The 20,730-nt window shown below is 71.4% G+C and carries 18 protein-coding genes and 1 pseudogene; 12 read left to right on the plus strand and 7 right to left on the minus strand.

Annotated elements, in window-relative coordinates; translation table 11 throughout:
- Positions 1 to 255 precede the first annotated feature (255 nt).
- Together EDC02_RS37150 and EDC02_RS37155 are read left to right on the plus strand one after the other, a co-directional pair.
- Entirely contained in the window at positions 256 to 1,236 is a 981-nt protein-coding gene (locus EDC02_RS37150) for a glycosyltransferase family 2 protein (protein ID WP_123606755.1), read from the plus strand.
- Positions 1,233 to 2,801, plus strand: a complete 1,569-nt coding sequence (locus EDC02_RS37155) for a hypothetical protein (RefSeq protein WP_148083783.1) — start codon at positions 1,233 to 1,235, stop codon at positions 2,799 to 2,801. The genes EDC02_RS37150 and EDC02_RS37155 overlap by 4 nt, the downstream gene beginning before the upstream one ends.
- Before the next feature lie 184 nt (positions 2,802 to 2,985).
- On the opposite strand, the gene EDC02_RS37160 is transcribed toward EDC02_RS37155, so the two are convergent.
- Positions 2,986 to 3,993, minus strand: coding sequence for a lysylphosphatidylglycerol synthase transmembrane domain-containing protein (locus EDC02_RS37160; protein ID WP_158632433.1), 1,008 nt, complete (start codon positions 3,991 to 3,993; stop codon positions 2,986 to 2,988).
- Between the two features lie 217 nt (positions 3,994 to 4,210).
- Between EDC02_RS37160 and EDC02_RS37165 the strand changes: the two are divergent.
- Positions 4,211 to 5,026, plus strand: a pseudogene (locus EDC02_RS37165) (HAD family hydrolase); the annotation flags it as partial.
- A 4-nt stretch (positions 5,027 to 5,030) separates the two neighbouring features.
- A complete protein-coding gene (locus EDC02_RS37170; protein ID WP_123606759.1) occupies positions 5,031 to 5,885 on the plus strand; it encodes an HAD family hydrolase in 855 nt (284 codons plus the stop codon).
- Here EDC02_RS37170 and EDC02_RS37175 read toward each other — a convergent pair.
- Positions 5,840 to 6,517, minus strand: a complete 678-nt coding sequence (locus tag EDC02_RS37175; RefSeq protein WP_370461603.1) for a bacterial proteasome activator family protein — start codon at positions 6,515 to 6,517, stop codon at positions 5,840 to 5,842. The genes EDC02_RS37170 and EDC02_RS37175 overlap by 46 nt on opposite strands.
- Before the next feature lie 200 nt (positions 6,518 to 6,717).
- On the opposite strand from EDC02_RS37175, the gene EDC02_RS37180 reads away from it, so the two are divergent.
- Positions 6,718 to 7,923, plus strand: coding sequence for an ABC transporter substrate-binding protein (locus tag EDC02_RS37180; RefSeq protein ID WP_123606760.1), 1,206 nt, complete (start codon positions 6,718 to 6,720; stop codon positions 7,921 to 7,923).
- A 47-nt stretch (positions 7,924 to 7,970) separates the two neighbouring features.
- On the opposite strand, the gene ddaH is transcribed toward EDC02_RS37180, so the two are convergent.
- A complete protein-coding gene (ddaH, locus tag EDC02_RS37185) occupies positions 7,971 to 8,810 on the minus strand; it encodes a dimethylargininase (protein WP_370461604.1) in 840 nt (279 codons plus the stop codon).
- A 59-nt stretch (positions 8,811 to 8,869) separates the two neighbouring features.
- On the opposite strand from ddaH, the gene EDC02_RS37190 reads away from it, so the two are divergent.
- Entirely contained in the window at positions 8,870 to 9,337 is a 468-nt protein-coding gene (locus tag EDC02_RS37190) for an Lrp/AsnC family transcriptional regulator (protein WP_123606761.1), read from the plus strand.
- 52 nt (positions 9,338 to 9,389) lie between these two features.
- Here EDC02_RS37190 and EDC02_RS37195 read toward each other — a convergent pair whose 3' ends face one another.
- The gene (locus tag EDC02_RS37195) at positions 9,390 to 10,475 is read right to left on the minus strand and encodes a YbjN domain-containing protein (RefSeq protein WP_233606631.1); all 1,086 of its coding nucleotides are present in this window, start codon (positions 10,473 to 10,475) and stop codon (positions 9,390 to 9,392) included.
- A 184-nt stretch (positions 10,476 to 10,659) separates the two neighbouring features.
- Between EDC02_RS37195 and EDC02_RS37200 the strand changes: the two genes are divergently transcribed.
- On the plus strand, positions 10,660 to 12,960 hold the full coding sequence (locus tag EDC02_RS37200) for an FdhF/YdeP family oxidoreductase (RefSeq protein WP_123606762.1): 2,301 nt from the start codon (positions 10,660 to 10,662) through the stop codon (positions 12,958 to 12,960).
- Here the strand turns inward: EDC02_RS37200 and EDC02_RS37205 are convergent.
- Positions 12,938 to 13,243 carry a DUF6457 domain-containing protein gene (locus EDC02_RS37205; protein ID WP_233606632.1) on the minus strand — a complete coding sequence of 102 codons (306 nt, stop codon included), beginning with the start codon at positions 13,241 to 13,243 and terminating at the stop codon, positions 12,938 to 12,940. The two genes, EDC02_RS37200 and EDC02_RS37205, sit on opposite strands and share 23 nt — an antisense overlap.
- Positions 13,240 to 13,839: a molybdenum cofactor guanylyltransferase gene (locus tag EDC02_RS37210; protein ID WP_123606763.1), complete on the minus strand. Its 600-nt coding sequence runs from the start codon at positions 13,837 to 13,839 to the stop codon at positions 13,240 to 13,242. Before EDC02_RS37210 ends, EDC02_RS37205 begins: the two co-directional genes overlap by 4 nt.
- Positions 13,840 to 13,916: 77 nt before the next feature.
- Here EDC02_RS37210 and EDC02_RS37215 point away from each other — a divergent pair, with 77 nt between their 5' ends.
- From EDC02_RS37215 to EDC02_RS37230, 4 genes are all read left to right on the plus strand, one after another.
- Positions 13,917 to 15,245 carry a BTAD domain-containing putative transcriptional regulator gene (locus EDC02_RS37215; RefSeq protein WP_123606764.1) on the plus strand — a complete coding sequence of 443 codons (1,329 nt, stop codon included), beginning with the start codon at positions 13,917 to 13,919 and terminating at the stop codon, positions 15,243 to 15,245.
- A 67-nt stretch (positions 15,246 to 15,312) separates the two neighbouring features.
- Positions 15,313 to 15,861, plus strand: a complete 549-nt coding sequence (locus tag EDC02_RS37220) for a hypothetical protein (protein WP_123606765.1) — start codon at positions 15,313 to 15,315, stop codon at positions 15,859 to 15,861.
- Between the two features lie 68 nt (positions 15,862 to 15,929).
- Complete coding sequence (locus tag EDC02_RS37225; RefSeq protein WP_199758056.1) at positions 15,930 to 16,760, plus strand: DUF427 domain-containing protein; 831 nt, start codon at positions 15,930 to 15,932, stop codon at positions 16,758 to 16,760.
- A gap of 93 nt (positions 16,761 to 16,853) precedes the next feature.
- On the plus strand, positions 16,854 to 18,608 hold the full coding sequence (locus tag EDC02_RS37230) for a glycosyltransferase family 2 protein (RefSeq protein WP_123606767.1): 1,755 nt from the start codon (positions 16,854 to 16,856) through the stop codon (positions 18,606 to 18,608).
- On the opposite strand, the gene EDC02_RS37235 is transcribed toward EDC02_RS37230, so the two are convergent.
- Positions 18,560 to 19,519: a sulfotransferase gene (locus EDC02_RS37235; protein WP_123606768.1), complete on the minus strand. Its 960-nt coding sequence runs from the start codon at positions 19,517 to 19,519 to the stop codon at positions 18,560 to 18,562. The genes EDC02_RS37230 and EDC02_RS37235 overlap by 49 nt on opposite strands.
- Before the next feature lie 210 nt (positions 19,520 to 19,729).
- On the opposite strand from EDC02_RS37235, the gene EDC02_RS37240 reads away from it, so the two are divergent.
- The gene (locus EDC02_RS37240) at positions 19,730 to 20,716 is read left to right on the plus strand and encodes a glycosyltransferase family 2 protein (RefSeq protein ID WP_123606769.1); all 987 of its coding nucleotides are present in this window, start codon (positions 19,730 to 19,732) and stop codon (positions 20,714 to 20,716) included.
- The last annotated feature ends 14 nt before the right edge of the window (positions 20,717 to 20,730 follow it).

Genomic DNA, 20,730 nt, shown 5'->3' on the forward strand with positions numbered 1-20,730 from the left:
GGGGGATCGTCCTACTTGGGTTCGGTAGCACACCCGATCGTCGGCGTGTCTTCGCCGACTGGACACCTGGGCGTCACCTAGCCCTCATTTTGGATCAATACACACCATCGACCCTGGGTAGCCGCAGCCAGGTGGCGCCACCTCGCCGAGGTGGCGAAAGGCAGGTCGGAGCAGGCCAGTCGGTGTACCATGGCGCATTGCGAAGCGGAGAGCACACTCCCGCTAACGTCGCTCCACGACCCCCCGGAGACTCGCATGACGGTGACGAGCCGGTTCGCGCGGCCAGCAACGAGTGTCTGGCCGGTGACCGAGCCGAGCGGCGAGGTCAGCCGTGGCAATACCGGCCAGCCCCTCGACGTGACTATCGTTCTTCCCTGCTACAACGAGCAGGACCACGTACTCCGGGAGATTGAACGGATTACGGAGGCGATGGACAACAGCGGCTACGACTACGAGCTGTTGGCCATCGACGACGCCTCCACCGACCAGACCCTTCAGGTCTTGCAGGAAGCCCAGGCGCGGTTTCCGCGTCTTCGGCTGATGCCGTTCCACCGCAACGGCGGGTCCGGCACCGCTCGTCGGATCGGCAGCCAGCAGGCCCGGGGCGAGATCGTCGTATGGACCGACGCCGACATGACGTACCCCAACGAGCGGATCCCCGAACTGGTCCAGATGCTCGAGAAGGAACCCGCCATCGACCAGGTGGTCGGTGCCCGTACCAGTGAACAGGGCACGCACAAGGTGCTGCGGGTCCCGGCGAAGTGGCTCATCCGCAAGGTGGCGGAAGGATTGACCGGGACGACGATTCCAGACCTCAACTCCGGTCTGCGGGCGTTCCGACGGCAGGTTTCCCTGCCGTACCTGCGCCTGTTGCCGCCCGGATTTTCCTGCGTCACCACGATCACCATGGCTTTCCTGCACAACCAGCACGAGGTCCGGTACCTGCCGATCGACTACGCCAAGCGTTCCGGCTCGTCGAAGTTCCACTTCGTCAAGGACGCCTACCGCTACATTCTGCAGGTCCTGCGGATGGTGATGTACTTCAACCCGCTCAAGGTGCTGATGCCGCCGGCCCTGTGGCTGCTCGCGCTCGGCGTCGGCAAGGTGATCTACGACGTCGTGGCCAACCCGGTCAGGATCGCGACGAACACCATCATGATCGTGATGACCGCGCTGATCATCGGGGCGGTCGCGCTACTCGCCGACCTGATCGTGCGATCGAGGTCCGACGGATGACCATGCCTGGTTCCAGCGCGGCAGACCAACTCGCCCACACCGGTGAGCAGCCCGGAGACGGTGCCGACAAGCACCCGCCCGAGCAGCGGACCGGCCAGTCCGACAGCCGTCCGGATCCGGGTCCGGCCGCCAATGACGCGGGTGCGTCGGTCCGGCGGGCCGATCGGTGGGGTTGGCTCGGCATCGCCGCGATCACTGCGGCGGTCGCGGCGACCTGGGCACCGCAGCTGGCGCTGCCGTTAGGCGACAACCACGTCGGGCGGATCTTCGCCCGGCACGCGTTGCACCTGCGCAATCTGCAGGAGAAGGGCCTGGTCGGCTCGTCGTTCAGCGCCGACTGGTCACCGTACAGCAACCAAGCGTACGCACATCATCCGCCGCTGGTGAACATGCTCGACGCCACCTTCGGGCTGTTGCCGGGCAGTGGCACGTATGAGGTCCTGATCAGCCCGTTCCTGCTAGGCCTCCTGGTGGTGCCGGCTGCGGCGGCACTGCTCCGGGCATTCGCGATTGCCTGGATCCCCACCCTCGTCGCAGTCGGGACGATGGCGGCGACCGGAATGTTCTGGCTGTACAGCCAGCTGACGTTCGACATGGGGCTGATCCTGGCCTTGTCCGCCACCATCGTGGCGTTACGGAAGCGTGCCGATCCACCACGTTGGTTGGTGGTCTGCGCCTGCGTCACCGCACTGCTCACGACCCTGGCGTCCTGGCCGGGAATCGGCTTTGCGGCGGTTCTCGGGCTGTGGCTGTTGGCCGCCCGCCGGCTGGACCGGGTGACCGTAGCCGTCGGAGCCAGCATGGTGCTCGGCGTCCTGGCCAGCCTCGCCTTCATCGTCGGCGTCAGTGGCCTGGAGGACCTGACCAGCCAGACCGAGTTCCGGACAGCTGGTGGTGGTTTCACCGCCCGACAGTTCCTGGTCCGCCAGCGCGACTACGCGACCGAGTTGCTGCCCATCTGGTACCTGGTGATCTTTCCGATCGCCGCCGTCGCCGGCCTGTTCGTCCGGCGGACCCGGTTCTACCTGCTGGTTACGCTCGCCTTCGTCGGGATGTGGGTGATCGGGCTCAACAACGGATCGTTCATCCACGACTACTGGGCCTACCCGGTGCTCATTCCCGGTGTGGTCGCGATGGGTGTCCTGTTCGATCTCATCGTCCGGCGCGTTCCGACGCGGGTGTCGGCGAGCGCCGGCATTGCGGCCGGGGTGGGTCTGTCGGTCGCCTTCGGGACGATAGCTCTGGGGCCGACGGCCCGCGACTACGTCTACGGGCCAGCTGACGCCGGCCGGCTGGTCGACGCCTATGCCCCCGGCCCACAGCAGCAGCGCGCCTGGGTCATGAACATCAGCACCGCCCGCTGGGTCGCCTACTACTGGGATCTCCCGCCGGCGGTGATGAGTCCCGATGCGCTGTCGCAGGCACAGCCGGATGATCTGATCCTCTTCCGGACCGACCTACGTCAAGGATGGGTGCCGGAGTCGGTGCCGGTGGTCGCCAGCGAGGGTCGGTACGGCCTGTTGCGGGTGGCGGACATCCGATCGGCGTTGCCGGCCGCCGACTGATCCGAGAAACGCCAGCGTGTGATGCCGCCCGGCCGCTGCCGGACCGTTCGGTCACGGCGGTGGCCCGGAAGCATTTCGCCGGCCCGGCGGCCGGCGGCTGCTTGGAAGCCTTGCTCGGCACGACGTTGAGGCCTGCCTTGTCGGTGGTGCCGAAGATGCTTAGCGCCACGTGGTCGCCGAGCTGCTAGCCAGCTGCGGATCGGTCGCGGTGAGCGCTATCCACCTGGTCGGTCCGGCCGGGTTGGTCCGGCTGCGGCGGTTTGCCGCCGAGTCGACGGTTGGCCAGCAGCACCGCAATCGCCGGTGCCGCCACATCGATCATGATCATCAACAGTCGCGACACCACGGCCGCGACCAGGGCGATCGGCTGGCTGACGCTCCCGCCGAGGATGACCACCAGCGCGGCTTCCCTCGGCCCGGCCCCGGCCGGCGCGACGAGCAGCAGGAATCCGATCGCCCAGGAGCTGGCGAACGCGGCTATCGACAGGAACACCAGACGCGGGCCGTCCGCTGCGCCGAGTCCCCACAGCAGCGCCCAGATGTGCCCGCCGTACGCCAGCCAGGCCAGCACCGACCAGAGCACCGACTGGCCGATCCCGCGCGGCGACAGCGGTCGCGGCATCGGCTCGCGGCGAGCCAGGCGCATGGCGATCGTCAGACCCCAGTTGAGCACCGGTGGCCAGAGTCCGACCGCGGCGACCGGCAGGGCCAGCAACGCCCACCAGTAGCGGTCGAAGGAATCCGGGCCGACCAGCGGTAGCAGGCACACCGTGAGAAGCAGGCCGGTGCCAAGTGAGACCGCTATCACCAGCAGCGCCGCCGCTACGGAGGCCCGGCCGGGAACCCGGTAGATCTGGCCCAGCCGGGCCTGGGTGAGCATCGGCCACAGCTTGCCGGGCAGGTACTTGCCGAGCTGCCCGACAAAGAAGATCCGCATGCCGGCATGGAGCGGAATGCGGCTGCCGAAGTCGGTGAGGATCGCTCGCCAGCTCAGGAAGTTGAACCAGAGGGCGACCGCCGCTGCGGCCGTGGCCAGGAGCAGGCCGGTGACGGTCAGGTCCGCAGCGGCGGCCCGGACCTGCGACCATTGGCTGGCGAGCGCCCAGCCGATGAATCCGGCGAAGAGACCGACCACGGCGATCTGCAGCGCTCGTCGCAGCAGAGTGGTACGGTGCCGCGCCGGGGAATGCACGCCAGGCACTCTACTCGTACGTCGGCTGTGGTCGCTGGTCACCCCGGCCGGCCGGGTGGCCGCCCGCCCCGGCCCTCTCGCCCGCAGTCTGCCTCCCGCGCTGGTCAGTGTGCATCCGGGCTTCGCGCGGAAGTCATGGCCAGGTCACGGTACGCGAGGTACGGTTGCTGCCCCTCGACCACGGAGATCGTCGACCCGGGGGATCAAGGAGGACAGCATGCCGCGCCCCGGTCTACCCAAGTTGATCGCAACCGACCTCGACGGCACCCTGGTCCGCAGCGACGAGACCGTCTCCGCGTACACCCATGGGGTGCTCGACCGCGCCCGCGACCTCGGCATCCCGGTCGTCGGGGCTACCGGCCGCGGACCCCGGCTGATGGAGTTGACCCGCAACGACATCCGGGCCGCCGACTACCTGGTGATGGCCGGTGGCGGGCGGGTGGTCGACCAGAGCGACCCGGCCGGCGTACGGGTGCTGCGCGACGAACGGCTGCCCGCCGACGTGCTGGCCCAGCTGATCACCGAGTTGGAGTCGGCGGTCGGTCCGCTGATCGTGATGGTCGAAGCGTCCGACGAGCACGAGGCGCCGCTGTGGGGCGACTTCGACCCGCAGTGGCGCTACCCGGAGCGGTTCGAGGCCCGTACCCGGGAGCAGTGCCTGGCCACCGACGTGATCAAGGCGTTCGCCCGGACGCCGTCGCACGACGTGGACGCGCTGCTCGCCGCCGCGGTGCAGATCGTCCCACCGACGCTGGCGACGGTCACCCAGGCCGGGTTGGGCTTCATCGAGATCTGCCCGCCCGGCGTCGACAAGGCCAGCGGCCTGGCGGTCGTCGCGGAGTCGCTCGGCGTCGACCCGGCGGACGTGCTGGTCTTCGGTGACATGCCCAACGACCTGCCGATGTTCGCCTGGGCCGGGTGGTCGCGGGTGGCGGTGTCGAACGCCCATCCGACAGTACGCCGCGCCGCCGATGAGGTTACACTGCGTAATGATGATGACGGCGTAGCGATTTACCTCGACCGGCTACTGTCCGGAGATGGAAGTGCATCCACGTCTGGTCGCCACCGACCTCGACGGGACACTGCTGCGGCCCGATAAGTCGCTCAGTGCCCGGACCGCCGCCGCGCTGGACGAGTTCCAGCGGCGCGGCGGGCAGGTGGTGCTGGTCACCGGCCGACCGGTGCGTTGGCTGCCGGCCGTCTACGAACAGCTACGGGCCCCGGTGCCGGCGGTCTGCGCGAACGGTGCCGTGGTCTACGAGCCGCGTACCGACACCGTGCTGCGCGCCGACCCGCTCGCCCCGGAGATCATGGCCGAGGTCGCCCGGCGGCTGCGCGCCGAAGTCCCGGACGTGGTCTTCGCCGTCGAGGTGGAGAACGGCCGGTTGATGCGGCACGGCACCGACTGGCCGGCGCACTGGAACAGCGATCACCCCACCGCCCGGCAGGTCGCCGACTCGGCGGAGCTGCTCACCGCGCCAGCGGTGAAACTGCTGGCCCGCAGCAGCCACGACGACCCGGAGGTGTTCGTCCGGATCGTCGCCGGGGCGCTCGCCGGGCTGGCCGAGGCCACCCACTCGTCAAAGTCGGGGCTGGTGGAGATCTCGGCCGCCGGGGTCACCAAGGCGGCCGGGCTGGCCTGGCTCTGCGCCCGCTGGCAGACCAGCGCCGCCGACGTGGTCGCCTTCGGCGACATGCCGAACGACGTCCCGATGCTGACCTGGGCCGGGCAGGCGGTCGCGGTGGCGAACGCCCACCCGACGGTGCAGGAGATCGCGGACGCGGTGACTGCGTCGAACGCCGACGACGGGGTGGCTGCGTACCTGGAGCAGTTGCTGGCGCAGAGTCAGAGGTACTGGCCGGTGCGGGTGCCGCCGCCCTCGCCTGGCTGACCGGGCTGGTCCGGCTGCCCCGGCATGCCGGGGATCATCCCGCCCGGGCCGACCGGCAGCGCCGGCCGCCCGCCGGAACGCATCTGCTCCAGCTGCAGCCGGGCCGCCATCTGCTGGGCCATCAGCGCCGCCTGAATGCCGTGGAACAGCCCTTCCAGCCAGCCGACCAACTGGGCCTGGGCGACCCGCAGTTCACTCTCGCTCGGGGTGGCGCCGTCCTCGAACGGCAGCGAGATCCGGGCCAGCTCCTCGCGCAGCTCCGGGGCCAGACCGTCCTCCAGCTCGGTGATGGAACGCCGGTGGATCTCGCGCAGCCGCTGCCGGCTCGCCTCGTCGAGCGGGGCGGCGCGGACCTCCTCCAGCAACTGTTTGATCATGCTGCCGATCCGCATCACCTTGGCCGGCTGCTCGATCAGCTGCGACGGGTCTTCCGGGTCGACCGGCTCGTCGCCGGCACCGGTGGCCCCGCTGGCCTCACCGGGGGCACCTGCGGCACCGGCACCGCCGGCGTTCACCGTGCCGACCGGTCGCCCGTCCGGGCCGACCACCACCACCGCGCCGGGCCGGCCAGCCGCCGGGGCGGACTCGTTGGTCTCTTCCGGGGAGCCTGACGTCTCGGTCATGGGTCCCATCTTGGCGCAGCACCAGGGCCGCCCGCTCGCCGGTCCCCCGATCGCGCCGCTCGCCGGCGGCGTGAACCGGCAGATCACCTAGCATTGACTGGACGTAGCCGAGCGGGTAGAACGCCGAGTGGACTGTCGACCAGTTCGCCATCGTCGGCGTACTCCACCTGCGCGACCGACCGTCGTATCCATGGGAGAGGACCACCCCTGTGCCTCACATCGACCGCCGGCAAGCCCTGAAGCTGCTGGCCGCGCTCGGCGCCACCGGGCTGGCCAGTGCCTGCAGCGTCGGCACGGGTGACGACTCGAACGACGACGACGGCCTGGTCAGTGACCGGCCGGTACGCATCGGCCTGATCGTCCCGCAGACCGGCGGTTACAAACCGATCGGCGACGAGATGCTCAACGGCTTCCAGCTCTACCTGGACACCCACCAGCAGCGGCTGGGTGGCCGCCCGGTCGACCTGGTGATCGCCGACGAGGGGGAGACCCCCGAGTCCGGCAGGGCGGCGGTCGACTCGCTGCTCCAGCAGCAGGTGCTGGCGCTCACCGGGGTGGCCAACTCGGCGGTGATGCTCGCCATCCGGGACGCCGTGGAAGAGGCCCGGGTGCCGTTGATCGGCTCGAACGCCTCGCCACGCAGCCTGCAGAGCGTCGTCTACATCTGGCGTACCTCGTACGTCGCCGACGAGCCCGGCCTCGCTCTCGGCGGCTACCTGGCCCGAGAGGTGTCCGCCAACGGCGAGGTGGCGATCGTCGCCGCCGACCAGCCCGCCGGCCGCGACGTGGTGCAAGGGTTCCGGGAAGGCTTCGGTGCCAGCGACGAGCGGATCTCCGGGGCGGTCATCTGGGCCAACGCCACCCCGAATCCGGGTCGGGACACCTTCACCGAGCCGATCCAGGAGGTGATCTTCCGGGATCCGGAGGCGGTCTACTGCCACTTCACCGGCTCGGCGGCGGTCGAGTTCATTCGGCAATTGCGCGACGCTGGCTTCGAAGGCCCGATCTACGGTCCGGGCTTCCTCACCGAGGGCAACGTCATCGACCAGTTGGGCGAAGAGGCGAGTGGCATCGTCACCGCCCTCAACTACTCGGCTGACCTGGACAATTCGGCTAACCTGCAGTTCGCCACCGGTTACCGCAAGCGGTACGGGGCATCGCCGACCACGTACGCGATGTCGTCCTACGACGCGGCCCAGGTGCTGGACAAGGCGATCCGGTCCGCCGGACCGGGTGTCTCGTCCCAGGAGCTGAACCTGGCGCTCGGCCGGGTAGGGCAGATCGACAGCCCGCGTGGGCTGTGGCAGTTCAACCAGCCGCGTACGCCGCAGCAGAAGTGGTACCTGCGTGAGGTGCTGCGCGACGGCCCCGTGCTGTCGAACGTGCTGATCACCGAGCTCGCCACGCTCGGCTGAGCGCCACGCCGCGGCCCGCCACGCCGGGCCGCGCTGAACCGTAGGGGTCAGCCGCGGAGCTCGGCGACGCAGCACTTCACGCTGCCTCCGCCCTTGTGCAGCTCGGTGAACTCGACCAGCAGTGGCTGGTAGCCGGCGGCGGCCAGCTTGTCGGCCATCCCGATCGCCTCGCTGTTGACCACCACATGCCGGCCGTCGCTGATCAGATTCAGCCCGAAAGCCAGCGCGTCGGACCGGTCGGCGATCACCGCGCCGGGGAACAACTGCCGGAGCACCCGCTGCGACGCGGGGGAGAAGGCCTGCGGGTAGTAGGCGACGGCCTCGTCGTCGAGGGCGGCCAGCGCGGAGTCCAGGTGGTAGAAGTGCGGGTCGACCAGGCGCAACGACACGACCGGCCGGCTCAGCGTCTCCTGGAGCCGGCGGTGCGCGTCCGGGTCGGTACGGAACCCGTAGCCGGCGAGGATGGTGCCGCCGTACGCTCCCGGAAGGTAGGCGAAGTCGCCTTCGCCCTCGTTGGTCTCGGTGGGCCGCACGTACCGCCAGCCGAGCACCTCGTAGAACTCCCGATGCGCAATGGCCTCTGCGGCCCGCTGCGGGTAGGTGAACCGGGCCCCGAAGACGGTGCGGTCGACCGAGAAGGCACCGTTCGCGGCGTACACCATGTCGGGCAGGTCTGCGCGGGCCGGCAGCAGCCGGACTTGGTGCCCGATCCCGGTCAGCGTCTCGCGTAGCCCTTCCCATTGTTTGACGGCGAGCTCGGTGTCCACCGGCAACTGCGGGTTCATCCACGGATTGATCGCGTACTCGACGGCGAAGTGCTCCGGCGGACACATCAGGTACGTCCGGGGCTGCCCGGCGGCAGCGCGCACGTGGGTCACGGGAACCAAGAGTAGGTATGCTGTCACACAATAAGAAGTCTTTATCGTTGCGCCTGAAGGGCTAAACGTTGCAGATCGACGCAGTGGACCAGCGAATCATTGCGTCGCTGGTGGCCGATGCCCGTTCGTCCTACGCGGACATCGGCGCCCGGGTGTCGCTGTCCGCCCCAGCGGTCAAACGCCGGGTGGACCGGCTGCGGGCGGCCGGGGTGATCCGCGGCTTCACCGCCGTCGTCGACCCGTCCGCCGTCGGCTGGACCACCGAGGCGTTCATCGAACTGTTCTGCACCGGGCGGACCACGCCGGCCCAGATCGCGGCGGCCACCCGCCAGCACCCGGAAGTGGTCGGGGCGTACACGGTCAGCGGCGAGGCGGACGCCCTGGTGCACCTGCGGGCGGCCGACATCGCGCACCTGGAGCAGGCCCTCGAACGGCTGCGGGCCGAGTCGTTCGTCACCGCCACGAAGAGCATGATCGTGCTTTCCCGGCTGGTCGACGCACCGCCGCCGGTCGCCGTCCCCGAACCGCCGGCCTGACCGGCTGTCCCTTGACCGGCTGTCCCTCGACCGGCCGGCGGGGCCGGTCAGGTCAGAGGTACATGCCGGTGCGGTGATCCCCGGCGTCGCCCCGGGACGGCTTGTCCCCGTCACCGAAGAACCGCTTGCCACCGAACTCGCCGTGCAACCGGTCGTCCAACTCGTCGGCGAGACCGGTCATCACCTGCACCGCGAGCATCAGATGGGTGGGCTGGAAGTTGCGGCCGAAGACCGGAACGGACGCCCACACCGTGTCGTTGGTGCAGTACAGCCGCCCGATCGGCATCCGATTGGTCAACTCGGACAGCTTCACGTACAACTGCTCGGTCGGCTCCACCTCGGTCAGGACCGGCGAGAAGACGTCCACCAGCGGCGGATTGTCCCGGATCCGGACGAAGACCATCGCCGAGCCGGCCCGGATCCCGATGTCGCCGTCCGCGTCCACGTGCAGATGCTCCGGAGTGCTGCGCATCATCGTCGCGACCACCGTACGGACTTGATCGTCGAGCGGCAGCGCGTCACCCGGCCCGTCGTCACCGTCCCCGGCCACCGGGTCACCGGTCGGCAGCCCGAGGTGGTCGCCGAGTGCCGACGCCGGTCGGGCGGTACCGAGCGGCTCGACCTCGATCGGCGAGTCGCTGTCGTCACGCACCGAGTAGACGACGAAGGCCGGATGCGGGGCACCGTACACCTGGCGCAGCGTGTGGGTGATGACCGAGGCCAGCCGGGCGACGTCGGTGGTCGTCGTGGCCAGCCCGAAGTTGTCACCGGAACCCGGCACCACCCCGGGCGGCGACCAGCCGAGCGCGACCAGTTCGGCGACGGCGTCCCGGTCCATCCGGTAGTCCGGCGGCAGGGTGGCGTTGCTCACCGCCGACGCGGTCAACCGGTCCTGCAGGCCGATCGAGACATCCACCGAGTAGATCGCGTCCCCGGTGCCGGATGCCGTCGGATCGAGAGTGAGTTCCACCTGTGCACCGGCCGGCAGCGTCGGCAGCATGGCGGCCAGCGCGGCGGCGAAGTCCCGCCACGCCTGGGTCACCTTCTCCCGCAGGTCGGCCGTGCTCGGCTCGTCGAGCAGGAGCGGCTCGTGCGCCGCCAGCTGACTCCCGGACGCCTGATCTCCTGATGCCGGCACCTGCCCCCCCACGATGATCAACTGAGTCCCGTTGTGCGCACACCCTACCCAGGTGAGCCACCACACCGGCTAGCCCCGGTTGCCGTCGGATAACCGGCACTGGCCGGTCGCAGACCGCCGTACCGCCGCTGGCCTGCGCTTTCGGGTGTAGCCGGCGGATCGCAGCACGTGAGAAGGTGGCAGCATGGCCCGTTCCGCCCCCCGAGACGACGCCGGCGACCGCGACCTGCGGGTCGACCAGCCGGCGACCAGCGCGGCCGGACTGCCGGGCGTCACCCACGCGCTGCGCGCCGGCGTCACCCAGATGGGCGTACGCCGTACCGCGCTCACCCTGGCCCGGGTCAACCAGGCCGGCGGCTTCGACTGCCCCGGCTGCGCCTGGCCGGAGCCGGCCGCGCAGCGGCGTTCGCACGCCGAGTTCTGCGAGAACGGTGCCAAGGCGGTCGCCGAGGAGGCGACGCTGCGCCGGGTCACCCCGGAGTTCCTCGCCGAGCACCCGATCAGCGAGCTGGCCACCCGATCCGACCACTGGCTCGGCCAGCAGGGCCGGCTCACCCACCCGATGGTCCGCCGACCGGGCACCGACCACTACACCCCGATCAGCTGGGACGACGCGTTCCGGCTGATCGCCGACGAACTGCAGGGCCTGGACACCCCGGACCGGGCCGCGTTCTACACCTCCGGCCGCACCTCCAACGAGGCCGCCTTCCTCTACCAGCTGTTCGCCCGGTCGCTGGGCACCAACAACCTGCCGGACTGCTCCAACATGTGCCACGAGTCGTCCGGCGTAGCGCTGCTCAGCACCATCGGTATCGGCAAAGGCTCGGTGACCCTGGACGACCTGCACCGGGCGAAACTGATCGTCGTCGTCGGGCAGAACCCGGGCACCAACCACCCCCGGATGCTGTCCGCACTGGAGCGGGCCAAGCGGGACGGCGCCACCATCGTCGCCGTCAACCCGCTGCCCGAAGCCGGGCTGATGCGGTTCCGCAACCCGCAACGCCCCGGTGGCCTGGTCGGGGCCGGCACCCCGCTGGCCGACCACTTCCTGCAGATCCGCATCGGCGGCGACCTGGCGCTGTTCCAGGCGATCGGCGCGCTGCTGGTCTCCGCCGACGCAGACGCGGTCGACACCGACTTCGCCGATGCCGTCGACACCGACTTCGTCGACACCTACACCAGCGGGTACGCCGAGTACCGTGCCGCCCGCGCCGGGCTCGACTGGGCGGCGGTGACCGCCGCCACCGGGCTGGACCGGGCCCAGATCGTCGAGGTGGCCCGGCTGTTCGCCGCCTCCGACGCGACCATCGTCTGCTGGGCGATGGGGCTGACCCAGCGGCAGGACTCCGTCGACGCGATCCGCGAGATCGTCAACGTACAACTGCTGCGCGGCATGATCGGCAAACCGGGGGCCGGCCTCTGCCCGGTCCGCGGGCATTCCAACGTGCAGGGCGACCGCACCATGGGCATCTGGCACGAGCCGCCGGCCTGGCTGCCGGCGCTCGGCCGGCGACTCGGCGTACCGGTGCCGACCGCGACCGGCCTGGACACGGTCGGCGCGATCCGGGCGATGCGCGACGGCGAGGTCCGCGTCTTCATGGCCCTCGGCGGAAACTTCGCCGCCGCCAGCCCGGACACCGACGTGACGGTCGCCGCCCTGGCGTCGTGTGCGTTGACCGTGCACGTGTCGACCAAACTGAACCGCTCGCACACGGTGCCCGGCGCGACCTCGCTGATCCTGCCCTGCCTGGGCCGCACCGAACGGGACCGGCAGTCCGGCGGCGACCAGTTCGTCACCGTCGAGGACTCGATGTCGGCGGTGCACGCCTCCCGGGGCCGGCTCGCCCCCGCCTCCGACCAGCTGCTCTCCGAGGTGGCGATCGTCGCCCGGCTGGCCCGCGCGACGCTGCCGGACTCGCCGGTGCCGTGGGAGGCGTACCAGGCCGACTACCGGGCGATCCGGGCGATCATCGCCGACGTCGTACCGGGCTTCGCCGACTTCGAACGCAGGGTCGCCGAGCCGGACGGATTCGTGCTGCCGCACCCGCCCCGGGACCGGCGGACCTTCGCCACCGCGTCCGGCAAGGCCGCGTTCACCGTCAGCCCGCTGACCGTGATCGACGTGCCGCCGGGCCGGCTGCTGCTGCAGACCATGCGCAGCCACGACCAGTACAACACCACGATCTACGGGCTCGACGACCGCTACCGCGGTATCCGGGGCGGGCGCCGGGTGGTCTTCGTCCACCCGGACGATCTGACCGCGCTCGGCTTCACCGACGGCGACCAGGTCGACCTGGTGTCGGAGTGGTCGGATCGGGTCGAGCGCCGGGCGAGCGCCTTCCGGGTGGTGAGTTACCCGACGGCGCGCGGCTGCGCGGCCGCGTACTTCCCGGAGGCGAACGTGCTGGTGCCGCTGGACTCCACCGCCGCCGGGTCGAACACCCCGACGTCGAAGCAGATCGTCATCCGCCTGGAGCCGGCCTGACCCCGCCCGGCACCGGCCCGACCTCCTCGCCGCCGCCGTGGGCGCGGGCCAGGGCGGCCAGCCGGGCACCGGCCTCGACCGGGTCGGCACCGCGGCCGACGGCCAACCCCAGCAGGTACGCGGTGACCGGCGCACCCGGCCGCAGCACGTTGTGTGCCACGTCGCGGGCCAGGTCCAGCACCACCGGCACCGGCACGTCGCCGGGGTCGAGCCCGAGTTCGGCGGCGGCCGACGCCACCCAGCTCGTCATCGGGTCGCTCGTCGCACCCACCGTGTCGCTCATCGAGTCCACTCCCGTGCCTGCCGGACGTCCTGGTCGGTGTCGCAATCGAACCACGGCGCCGGGCCGACGCCGGGCCAGGTCACCTCGGCGACGGACAGGCCGCCGAGCAGCGCCCGCATCGACGCGCCGACGAGGCCGCCGTCGCGCCGCGCGGCGAGCCGGTCCACCGCCGCACGCAGCCGCTCGGTACGCCACACACCGCAGAGCAGCTGCCGCCGACCGGTGGCGTCGACGTAGAGCGCCCCGTCGACACCACCCGCCCGTACGGTCTGCGTCAGCAGGTCCACCGCGTCGGCGGTGAGCAGCGGCAGGTCACCGGCGAGCAGCGCGACCAGACCGGCGGGCTCGGCGAGTGCGGCGAGGCCAGCGGCGGTGGCGGCGACCGGACCGGCGCCGGGCGGCTCCTCGCGTACCGCCAGGACACCCGGCGGCGGGTCGGCCAGCGGGCCGACGACGACGCGCGGGTCGGCGCCCGCGACGGCGGCCAGCACCCGGTCCCGCATGGCCACCCCACCCACCGGTACGTCCGGTTTGTCGACGCCACCCATCCGTCGGGCCGCGCCACCGGCCAGCACCACCGCCGCGAATCCGGTCACGTCGCCGACGGTACCGCGAGGTGAAACCCGTCGGTGCGGTTGACATCGAAGCTGGCCGGCCGGGGCGTCCTTCCAGTATGGAGTTCAGACTGCTCGGGAACTTCGAAGTGGTACGGGACGGCCGGCCGGTATCGGTGGGCCGGCGCCGGCAGGAACGCCTGCTGCTCGCCATCCTGCTGCTGGCAGCCGGCCGTCCGGTCGCCACCGATCGGCTGACCGACCTGCTGTGGGAGGGTGCACCGCCGGCTAACGCCCGGGGTGCCGTGCACACGTACGTCGGGCGGCTGCGGGCCGCCCTGTCACCGTACGGCGTACCGATCACCACGAAGGGTCGTGGCTACGCGGCGGCGGCCGGGCAGGTCGACGCGACCCGCTTCACCGACCTGGCCCGGGATGCCGCCGGCACCACCGACCCGGCCGAGCGGGTACGCCTCGGCGGTGCCGCCCTGGCCCTGTGGCGTGGCCCGCTCCTCGCCGACCTGGTGGACGAGCCGCTGCGTCAACGGCTCGGCGAACCGTTGCGGGAGCTGCGGCTCAGCGTCGCCGAGACGTGCGCGCGCTCGCTGCTCGACATGGGCCACCACGACCGGGTGGTCCGCGACCTCACCGGCCTGGCCGAGCAGCATCCGGGCCGGGAAGCGCTGGTCGCAAGCGTGATGACCGCTCTCTACCGGTCCGCCCGGCAGGCCGACGCGCTGCGGCTGTACGACCACGCCCGCAAGACCCTCATCGGTGACCTGGGCGTCGAGCCCGGTCCGGACCTGGAAACCGTGCGTCAGCGGATCCTCGTCGGCGACCCGCGTCTCGACCGGCCGGCCGCCCCGGTGTACGCGGTGCGGGTCCGCGACCACTGGCTGCCGTGGAGCGTGGGCGGCCATCCCGCGCTGGAGTTCTGCAACACGTACGCCGGCTGGGGCGGTGAACGGATTCCGGGCGCGGAGTGGCTGCGCGGCTACTCGTCGCTCGCCGTCTGGGCCGGCCATCAGGATCTGCTCGACGACAGCGCCGTGACCGGCCTGCTCGCCGCCGCCGCGCAGGACCCGGTCGGCGCCGCGACGGTGCTGGACGAGGCCCGCCAGCTGCGCGAGCGGCTCTACACCTGCCTCACCGATCCGGCGGATTCGCGTGCGTTCGCCGCCGTCGCCCGGTACGTGGAGGCCGCCGCCCGGGACGCGGTCTTCCGACGGGGAGCGGACGGGCTGGGCGGCTGGCACCCGTCCCGCCGGGCCGGGCTGCGCGCGCCGCTGCACGCCGTCGCCCGCAGCGCCGGCGAACTGCTCGCCGACCCGCGCCGGTCGACCGTGTGCGCCTGCCCCGGCCCGGACTGCGGCTGGCTGTTCCTGGACCGCAGCGGCCGTCGACGGTTCTGCAGCCTGGCCACCTGCGGGCACCCGGCGGCGCCGTGACCTCGCGGCCGGCGTTCGGCAGGATCGTGGTGAGCCGATGGTGAGAGCCGCGGTCGAGACTCGGCACATGCGTCGATTCACTTACCTCGCGGTGGCCACGGCCACCGCCGTGCTCCTCGCCGCCGTACCCGCGTCGGCGGCGCCCGACAACGGTCGTCCACCCTCGGGCGACGACGAATGGGTGCCGGTGCCGTCGGCTCCCTTCGAGCAGGAAGCTGGCGTCACCTGTGACTTCCCGATCAGCGGCGAGCCGGTGCTGGACCGGGTGGTCAAGATGGTGCTGGCGACGTACCCGGACGGTTCGTCGAAGCGTGAGATCTACACTGGAGCGCTGATCTACCGGGTCACCAACACCTCGACCGGGGAGTCGGTCGAGGTGGACATCAGCGGCACCTCGGTGCTGCAGATGCGGCCGGGCGGTTCGTACTCCAACAACGTCACCTGGCGGGTCTGGGGCCCGATCCTGCTGGGCATGCACAAGGACAGGAGCAACTACCCGAGCGGCATGTACGTGCCCAACGGGATTTACACGTTGGACGTCAGCGAGTCGGGGTACCGGACCCTGCGGTTCACCGTCGGCAGCGCGCACAACCTCTGCGACGATCTTCAGCCCTGACCTGCGGGAGTCCCGACCTACGGGATCCCCAGCCCGGGACTCCGCCGGCGGGAAACATCCAGCCCCCGATGATCGTTGCCGGTGGTATGGACGATTCCGGGGCGAGCGGACCCGACAGCGGCAGCGAGACGTTCCACGCCGGCCCGGCCCCGGGCCGGCGCGGCGCGGTCCGGGTGGAGCCAGGTCAGAAACGGGTCCGGGTGTACCTGCACGGCGAGGTGGTGGCGGACACCACCGCCCCGCTGCTGGTCTGGGAGAAGCCCTACTACCCGACGTACTACCTGCCGGCGGCGGACGTCCGCGCGTCACTCGTCGCGACCGGTGCCACCGAGCGGTCGCCGAGCCGGGGCACCGCCGAGATCCTCGACGTGGTCACCGGGGACGGCCGGACCGCCGCCGGGGCCGCCCGTCGATACCCCGACTCACCGCTCGCGCAGCTGCGCGACGCGGTACGGCTGGACTGGGCGGCGATGGACGAGTGGCTGGAAGAGGACGAGCCGGTCTACACGCACCCGCGTGACCCGTACACCCGGGTCGACATCCTGGCCAGCAGCCGCCGGGTACGGGTTGAGCTGGACGGGGTGACGTTGGCCGAGTCCGGCTCGCCCCGGATCCTGTACGAGACCGGGCTGCCGCCGCGCTACTATCTGCCGCTGGCCGACCTGCGGCGGGACCTGCTGGTGCCGTCGCCGACCCGCAGCCACTGCCCGTACAAGGGGACCGCGGAGTACTGGTCGGTGCGGCTCGGCGAGCGGACCTACGACGACCTGGTCTGGATCTACCGTGCGCCGTTGCCGGAAAGCCAGAAGATCGCCGGTCTGGCCTGCTTCTACAGCGAAAAGGTCGACCTGTACGTCGACGGCGTCGCCCAGCAACGGCCGCGTACGCAGTTCAGCTGACGCCGGAGCGGGCACCCGGCCGGACGGGCCGGCGGGCCGGCCCGTCGCGGTGCATGTCGTCCGGCGATCGCCTTCCCCTGCTAACTTCTGCCCGTGGCACAGGCAGACGGATCAACCGCGCCGGACGGATCCGGGACGCTCGACGGGTCCGGGTCCGGGGCAGTCGGGCAGCCGGCGGGCGTCGTCCCACGGGTCGTCCGCAACGACTGGTCGTCGGTGGCCGTACCCGACCTGGGCAGCTGGCGGCCCACGATGACGGTGAGCGTCGTCATCCCGGCCTTCAACTGCCAGCCCACGCTGGATCTGACCCTGGCGTCGTTGAGCCGGCAGACGTACCCGGCGGATCTGCTCGAGGTCGTCGTGGCCGACGACGGCTCGGACCCGCCGTTGACCCTGCCGTCGATCCGACCGGCCCAGACGAAGATCGTCCGGATCGGTGCCGACGGCGAGGCCGGTTGGGGGCGGGCCGCCGCCCTGCGCTGCGGCGTCGCGCACAGCACCGGCGAGATCCTGCACTGGCTGGACGCCGACATGATCGCCTTTCCTGAGCATGTGGCGGCGCAGGTCCGCTGGCAGCACGTGCTGCCGTACGCGGTCACCCTCGGCTACAAGCGCTTCGTCGATCCGGACGGCGACGGGCGGTGGCCGGCGGCGGAGACGGTCGCCCAGACGCTGGCCGGCGGCGCGGCGGCGGACCTGTTCGGTGGCAACCCCGGTGAGCCGCACAGCTACGTCGAGCGGTACGTCAACCAGACCGACCAGCTGCGCATCGCCGACCACCACGCGTTCAAGATCCATGTTGGCGCGACCGCCGCGTTGTGTCGCGAGCTGTACCAGCGGGCCGGCGGGTTCGACGCGCAGCTGCGGCTGGGCGAGGACACCGAGTTCGGCTACCGGCTCGCCCAGGCGGGTGCCGTGTTCGTGCCGGAGCCGGCCGCCCGGAGCTGGCATCTGGGACGGACCCACGTGATGCGCGCCCGGAAGGAGATCGCCCGCTGGAACCGCCCGTTCTTCGCTGACCGGATCCCGTACCCGCGCAGCTGGCGCAAGGTGGGCGGGACGTCCTGGTCGGTCCCGCTCGTCGAGGTGGTCACGGCAGTCGGTGACCAGCCGCTGGAGCGGGTACGGGCGGCCGTCGACTCGGTGCTGCGCGGCACCGAACACGACGTCCGGGTCACCCTGGTCGGCCCGTGGGACCAGCTCGACGACGCGCGGGTACGGGTGCTCACCGACCCGCTGCGCGACCTGCGGCTGATCGCCGCGACCTACCGGGGTGAACCACGGGTCCGGCTGGCCACCGAGCGGCCCGCCAGTGTCTTTCCCGCGCCGTACCTGCTGGACCTGCCGGCCGCGTACGGCCTGGCACCGGACGCCCTGCGCCGGCTGATCGACGTCGCCGACCGCCACCAGGCCGGCGTGGTCCGCGTCGACATCGACCAGCCCGGGGCGGTTCGCGCCGACTCCGACGAGTCCGGGGCGGAACCGGTGCGGGGAGCCGGCGTACGGCTGTGGCGGACCGCGGCGCTCGGCCGGGCGCGGTGGGTGCGCGCCGCCGGCGAGCCGCTGTTCGACGCGGTCACCTCGGTGTACGGGCACCGCGACGTGCCCGCCGACGAGGTCGGCGTCGTGGACCTGACCCGGTTCGAGGTGACCGACCTGGCGAACGGCATGCCCCAGCCGTCCCGGCGTCGCCGGGCACCTGCCGCGCTGGTGCCGACCACCGTCGAGGTGGCGGGCGTACGGTCGCTGGCCAAGGCGACGGTGGTGGTCGCCTGGATGGCGGGCCGGCGGGTACGGGCTCAGTGGGCCGGGTCGGCGGTGCGGCGCAGAGCCGGCCACAGCGGGTAGCGGTAGCGGGGCAGCAACGGCATCGACACCGTGGTCGAGATCAGCCGCTGGCCCCGGGCCTGCTGGTCGATCCAGCGATCGTCCAACTTCAGCGACACCTCGCCGGTGCGGAACCGGCTCGGGTTGCCGGAGACCGTGTGGTTGGGCCGCAGCCGCACGGTGCTCCGGTCGACGAACGGCCCGCCGGCCGGCGGCGAGACGACCTCCTCCGGCAGGCCGACGAAGCGGAGCAGACCTTCGACGGTGTCCCGGGGCTCGACCATGAAATCCTCGTACCGCAACCGTCGGTGCCGGCCGGGATAGGCGCGGGCGGTCCGCTCGATCAGCAGGTTCCAGCCGAGCCACAGCCGGCTGCTCTCGGCCGGGCCGTGGTGGTGGGTCAGGCCGGGGGTCGAGGGATCGTGGTGGGAGGTCGTCCGGGACCAGGAGTACGCCACCGCTCGGGGGTCGCGCACCACGTGCAGCAGGTACGGCTGCACCCCGGCGACGCCGGACAGCATCGCGGCGTCGGCGGGCGACTTGGACGAGTCGACGATCAGCGTGGCACCGGTGACGTCCGCGACGGCCCGGTAGAGCGAGGCCATCAGCTGTCGGTAGCGCTCGACGTCGGGGCCGGGCCGGGCGCGTAGGAGAGTGGGCGTGTGGCGGACCCGCAGGGAGCGCCGCTGCAGCGCGTACACGTCGGCGGCCGACGGCGGTTCGTCCCCGTACGCGGTCCGGAGGATCTCCTGCCAGAGCGGGCATTCGGGGACCGGGACACCGCAGCCGCACGGCCGGCGCTGCTGCAGCCCGCGGAGCCAGAGGTAGGTGAGCTCACCGACGGTGAAGACCGACTCGTACGAGTTGAGAATGTTGTCCAAGATGGTGGTGCCGCTGCGTCCCCACGCCGCGATGAACAGAACCTTGGTCACACCGCTCCCTCCACAGGCTGCGGCCGGAGTCTAGCCAGGGGGCGGCGCCGACCCGGTCCGCTCCTCGGGCCTCGACAAGTCGGGTGCCGGACCGAATGTCGGGTCGGTGCCGGTCCGTCGTCCGGTCGCCGAGGGTGTTCCCGACCCGTACGGATGATGACCACCCAGATTTCACCCAATGGTCGCTCACGGTCGCCATCGTCAGGCGTGATGTCCGATACCCCAGCCGTCAGTGTGGTCATCCCGACCCGCAACCGCCCGGACCTCGTGACCCGCGCCGCTCACAGCGCCCTCGCGCAGAGCGTCGAGGAGATCGAGGTGATCGTCGTGGTCGACGGGCCCGACGCGGCGACCCGGTCCGCACTCGACGCGATCGCTGACGCCCGGCTGCGGGTGGTCGAGCTGCCGGCCAGCGGCGGCGCGCCAGCGGCCCGCAACGCCGGGGTACGGCAGGCCCGCGCGCCCTGGGTGGCGCTGCTCGACGACGACGACGAATGGCTGCCCCACAAGCTCGCCGCTCAGCTCGACGTGGCCCGCGAGGCGTCCGCGCCGCTGCCGATCGTCGCGAGTCGGTTGATCAACCGGACCCCACGGGCCGAGTTCGTGATCCCTCGTCGGCTACCGGAGCCGGGTGAGCCACCGAGTGAGTACTTCACCGTCCGGCGCGGGCTGTTCCACGGGGACGGTTTCATCCAGACGTCGACGATCATGGCTCCGACGGAGCTGTTCCGCCGGGTACCGTTCGATCCGACGGTGCCCCGGATGCAGGAGCTCGACTGGTCGCTGCGCGCGCTGAGCCACGACGATGTCACGCTCGCCTTCGCCGACGAGCCGCTGGTCATCTGGCACCAGGACGAGAACCGGCCACGGATCAGCCTGGACTCGCCGTGGCAGGCACAGTTCGAGTGGCTGCGGCGCAGCCGCCCGCTGATGACACCCCGCGCGTACGCCGCGCTCACGATGAGCGTGATCAGCTCGATGGCGGCACCGACCCGCAGCGGCAAGGTCTTCGCGACGCTGCTGCGCGAGGCGCGCCGGCACGGGCGGCCGGGCACGCTGGACTACCTCACGTTCGCCCAGATCTGGCTGATCCCGCCGGACCTGCGCCGTACCGTGCGGGACATGATCCTCAAGCGCCGCCGCCAGGCGCAGCACGAGCAGCCGGCGGGCACCGAAACGGACGCGCTCCAGCGGTAGCCCCGCTTCACCCA

It is taken from the genome of Micromonospora sp. Llam0, assembly GCF_003751085.1.
Classification (GTDB): Bacteria; Actinomycetota; Actinomycetes; order Mycobacteriales; family Micromonosporaceae; genus Micromonospora_E.

Excerpts from the sequence above, each read along its gene's own strand:
- EDC02_RS37205 (WP_233606632.1), bottom strand. The coding sequence starts at position 13,243 with ATGAGCGACACGGTGGGTGCGACGAGCGACCCGATGACGAGCTGGGTG.
- EDC02_RS37170 (WP_123606759.1), top strand. The coding sequence starts at position 5,031 with ATGGAAGTGCATCCACGTCTGGTCGCCACCGACCTCGACGGGACACTG.
- EDC02_RS37155 (WP_148083783.1), top strand. The coding sequence starts at position 1,233 with ATGACCATGCCTGGTTCCAGCGCGGCAGACCAACTCGCCCACACCGGT.
- EDC02_RS37240 (WP_123606769.1), top strand. The coding sequence starts at position 19,730 with ATGTCCGATACCCCAGCCGTCAGTGTGGTCATCCCGACCCGCAACCGC.
- EDC02_RS37200 (WP_123606762.1), top strand. The coding sequence starts at position 10,660 with ATGGCCCGTTCCGCCCCCCGAGACGACGCCGGCGACCGCGACCTGCGG.
- EDC02_RS37215 (WP_123606764.1), top strand. The coding sequence starts at position 13,917 with ATGGAGTTCAGACTGCTCGGGAACTTCGAAGTGGTACGGGACGGCCGG.
- EDC02_RS37150 (WP_123606755.1), top strand. The coding sequence starts at position 256 with ATGACGGTGACGAGCCGGTTCGCGCGGCCAGCAACGAGTGTCTGGCCG.
- EDC02_RS37220 (WP_123606765.1), top strand. The coding sequence starts at position 15,313 with ATGCGTCGATTCACTTACCTCGCGGTGGCCACGGCCACCGCCGTGCTC.
- EDC02_RS37225 (WP_199758056.1), top strand. The coding sequence starts at position 15,930 with ATGATCGTTGCCGGTGGTATGGACGATTCCGGGGCGAGCGGACCCGAC.
- EDC02_RS37175 (WP_370461603.1), bottom strand. The coding sequence starts at position 6,517 with ATGGGACCCATGACCGAGACGTCAGGCTCCCCGGAAGAGACCAACGAG.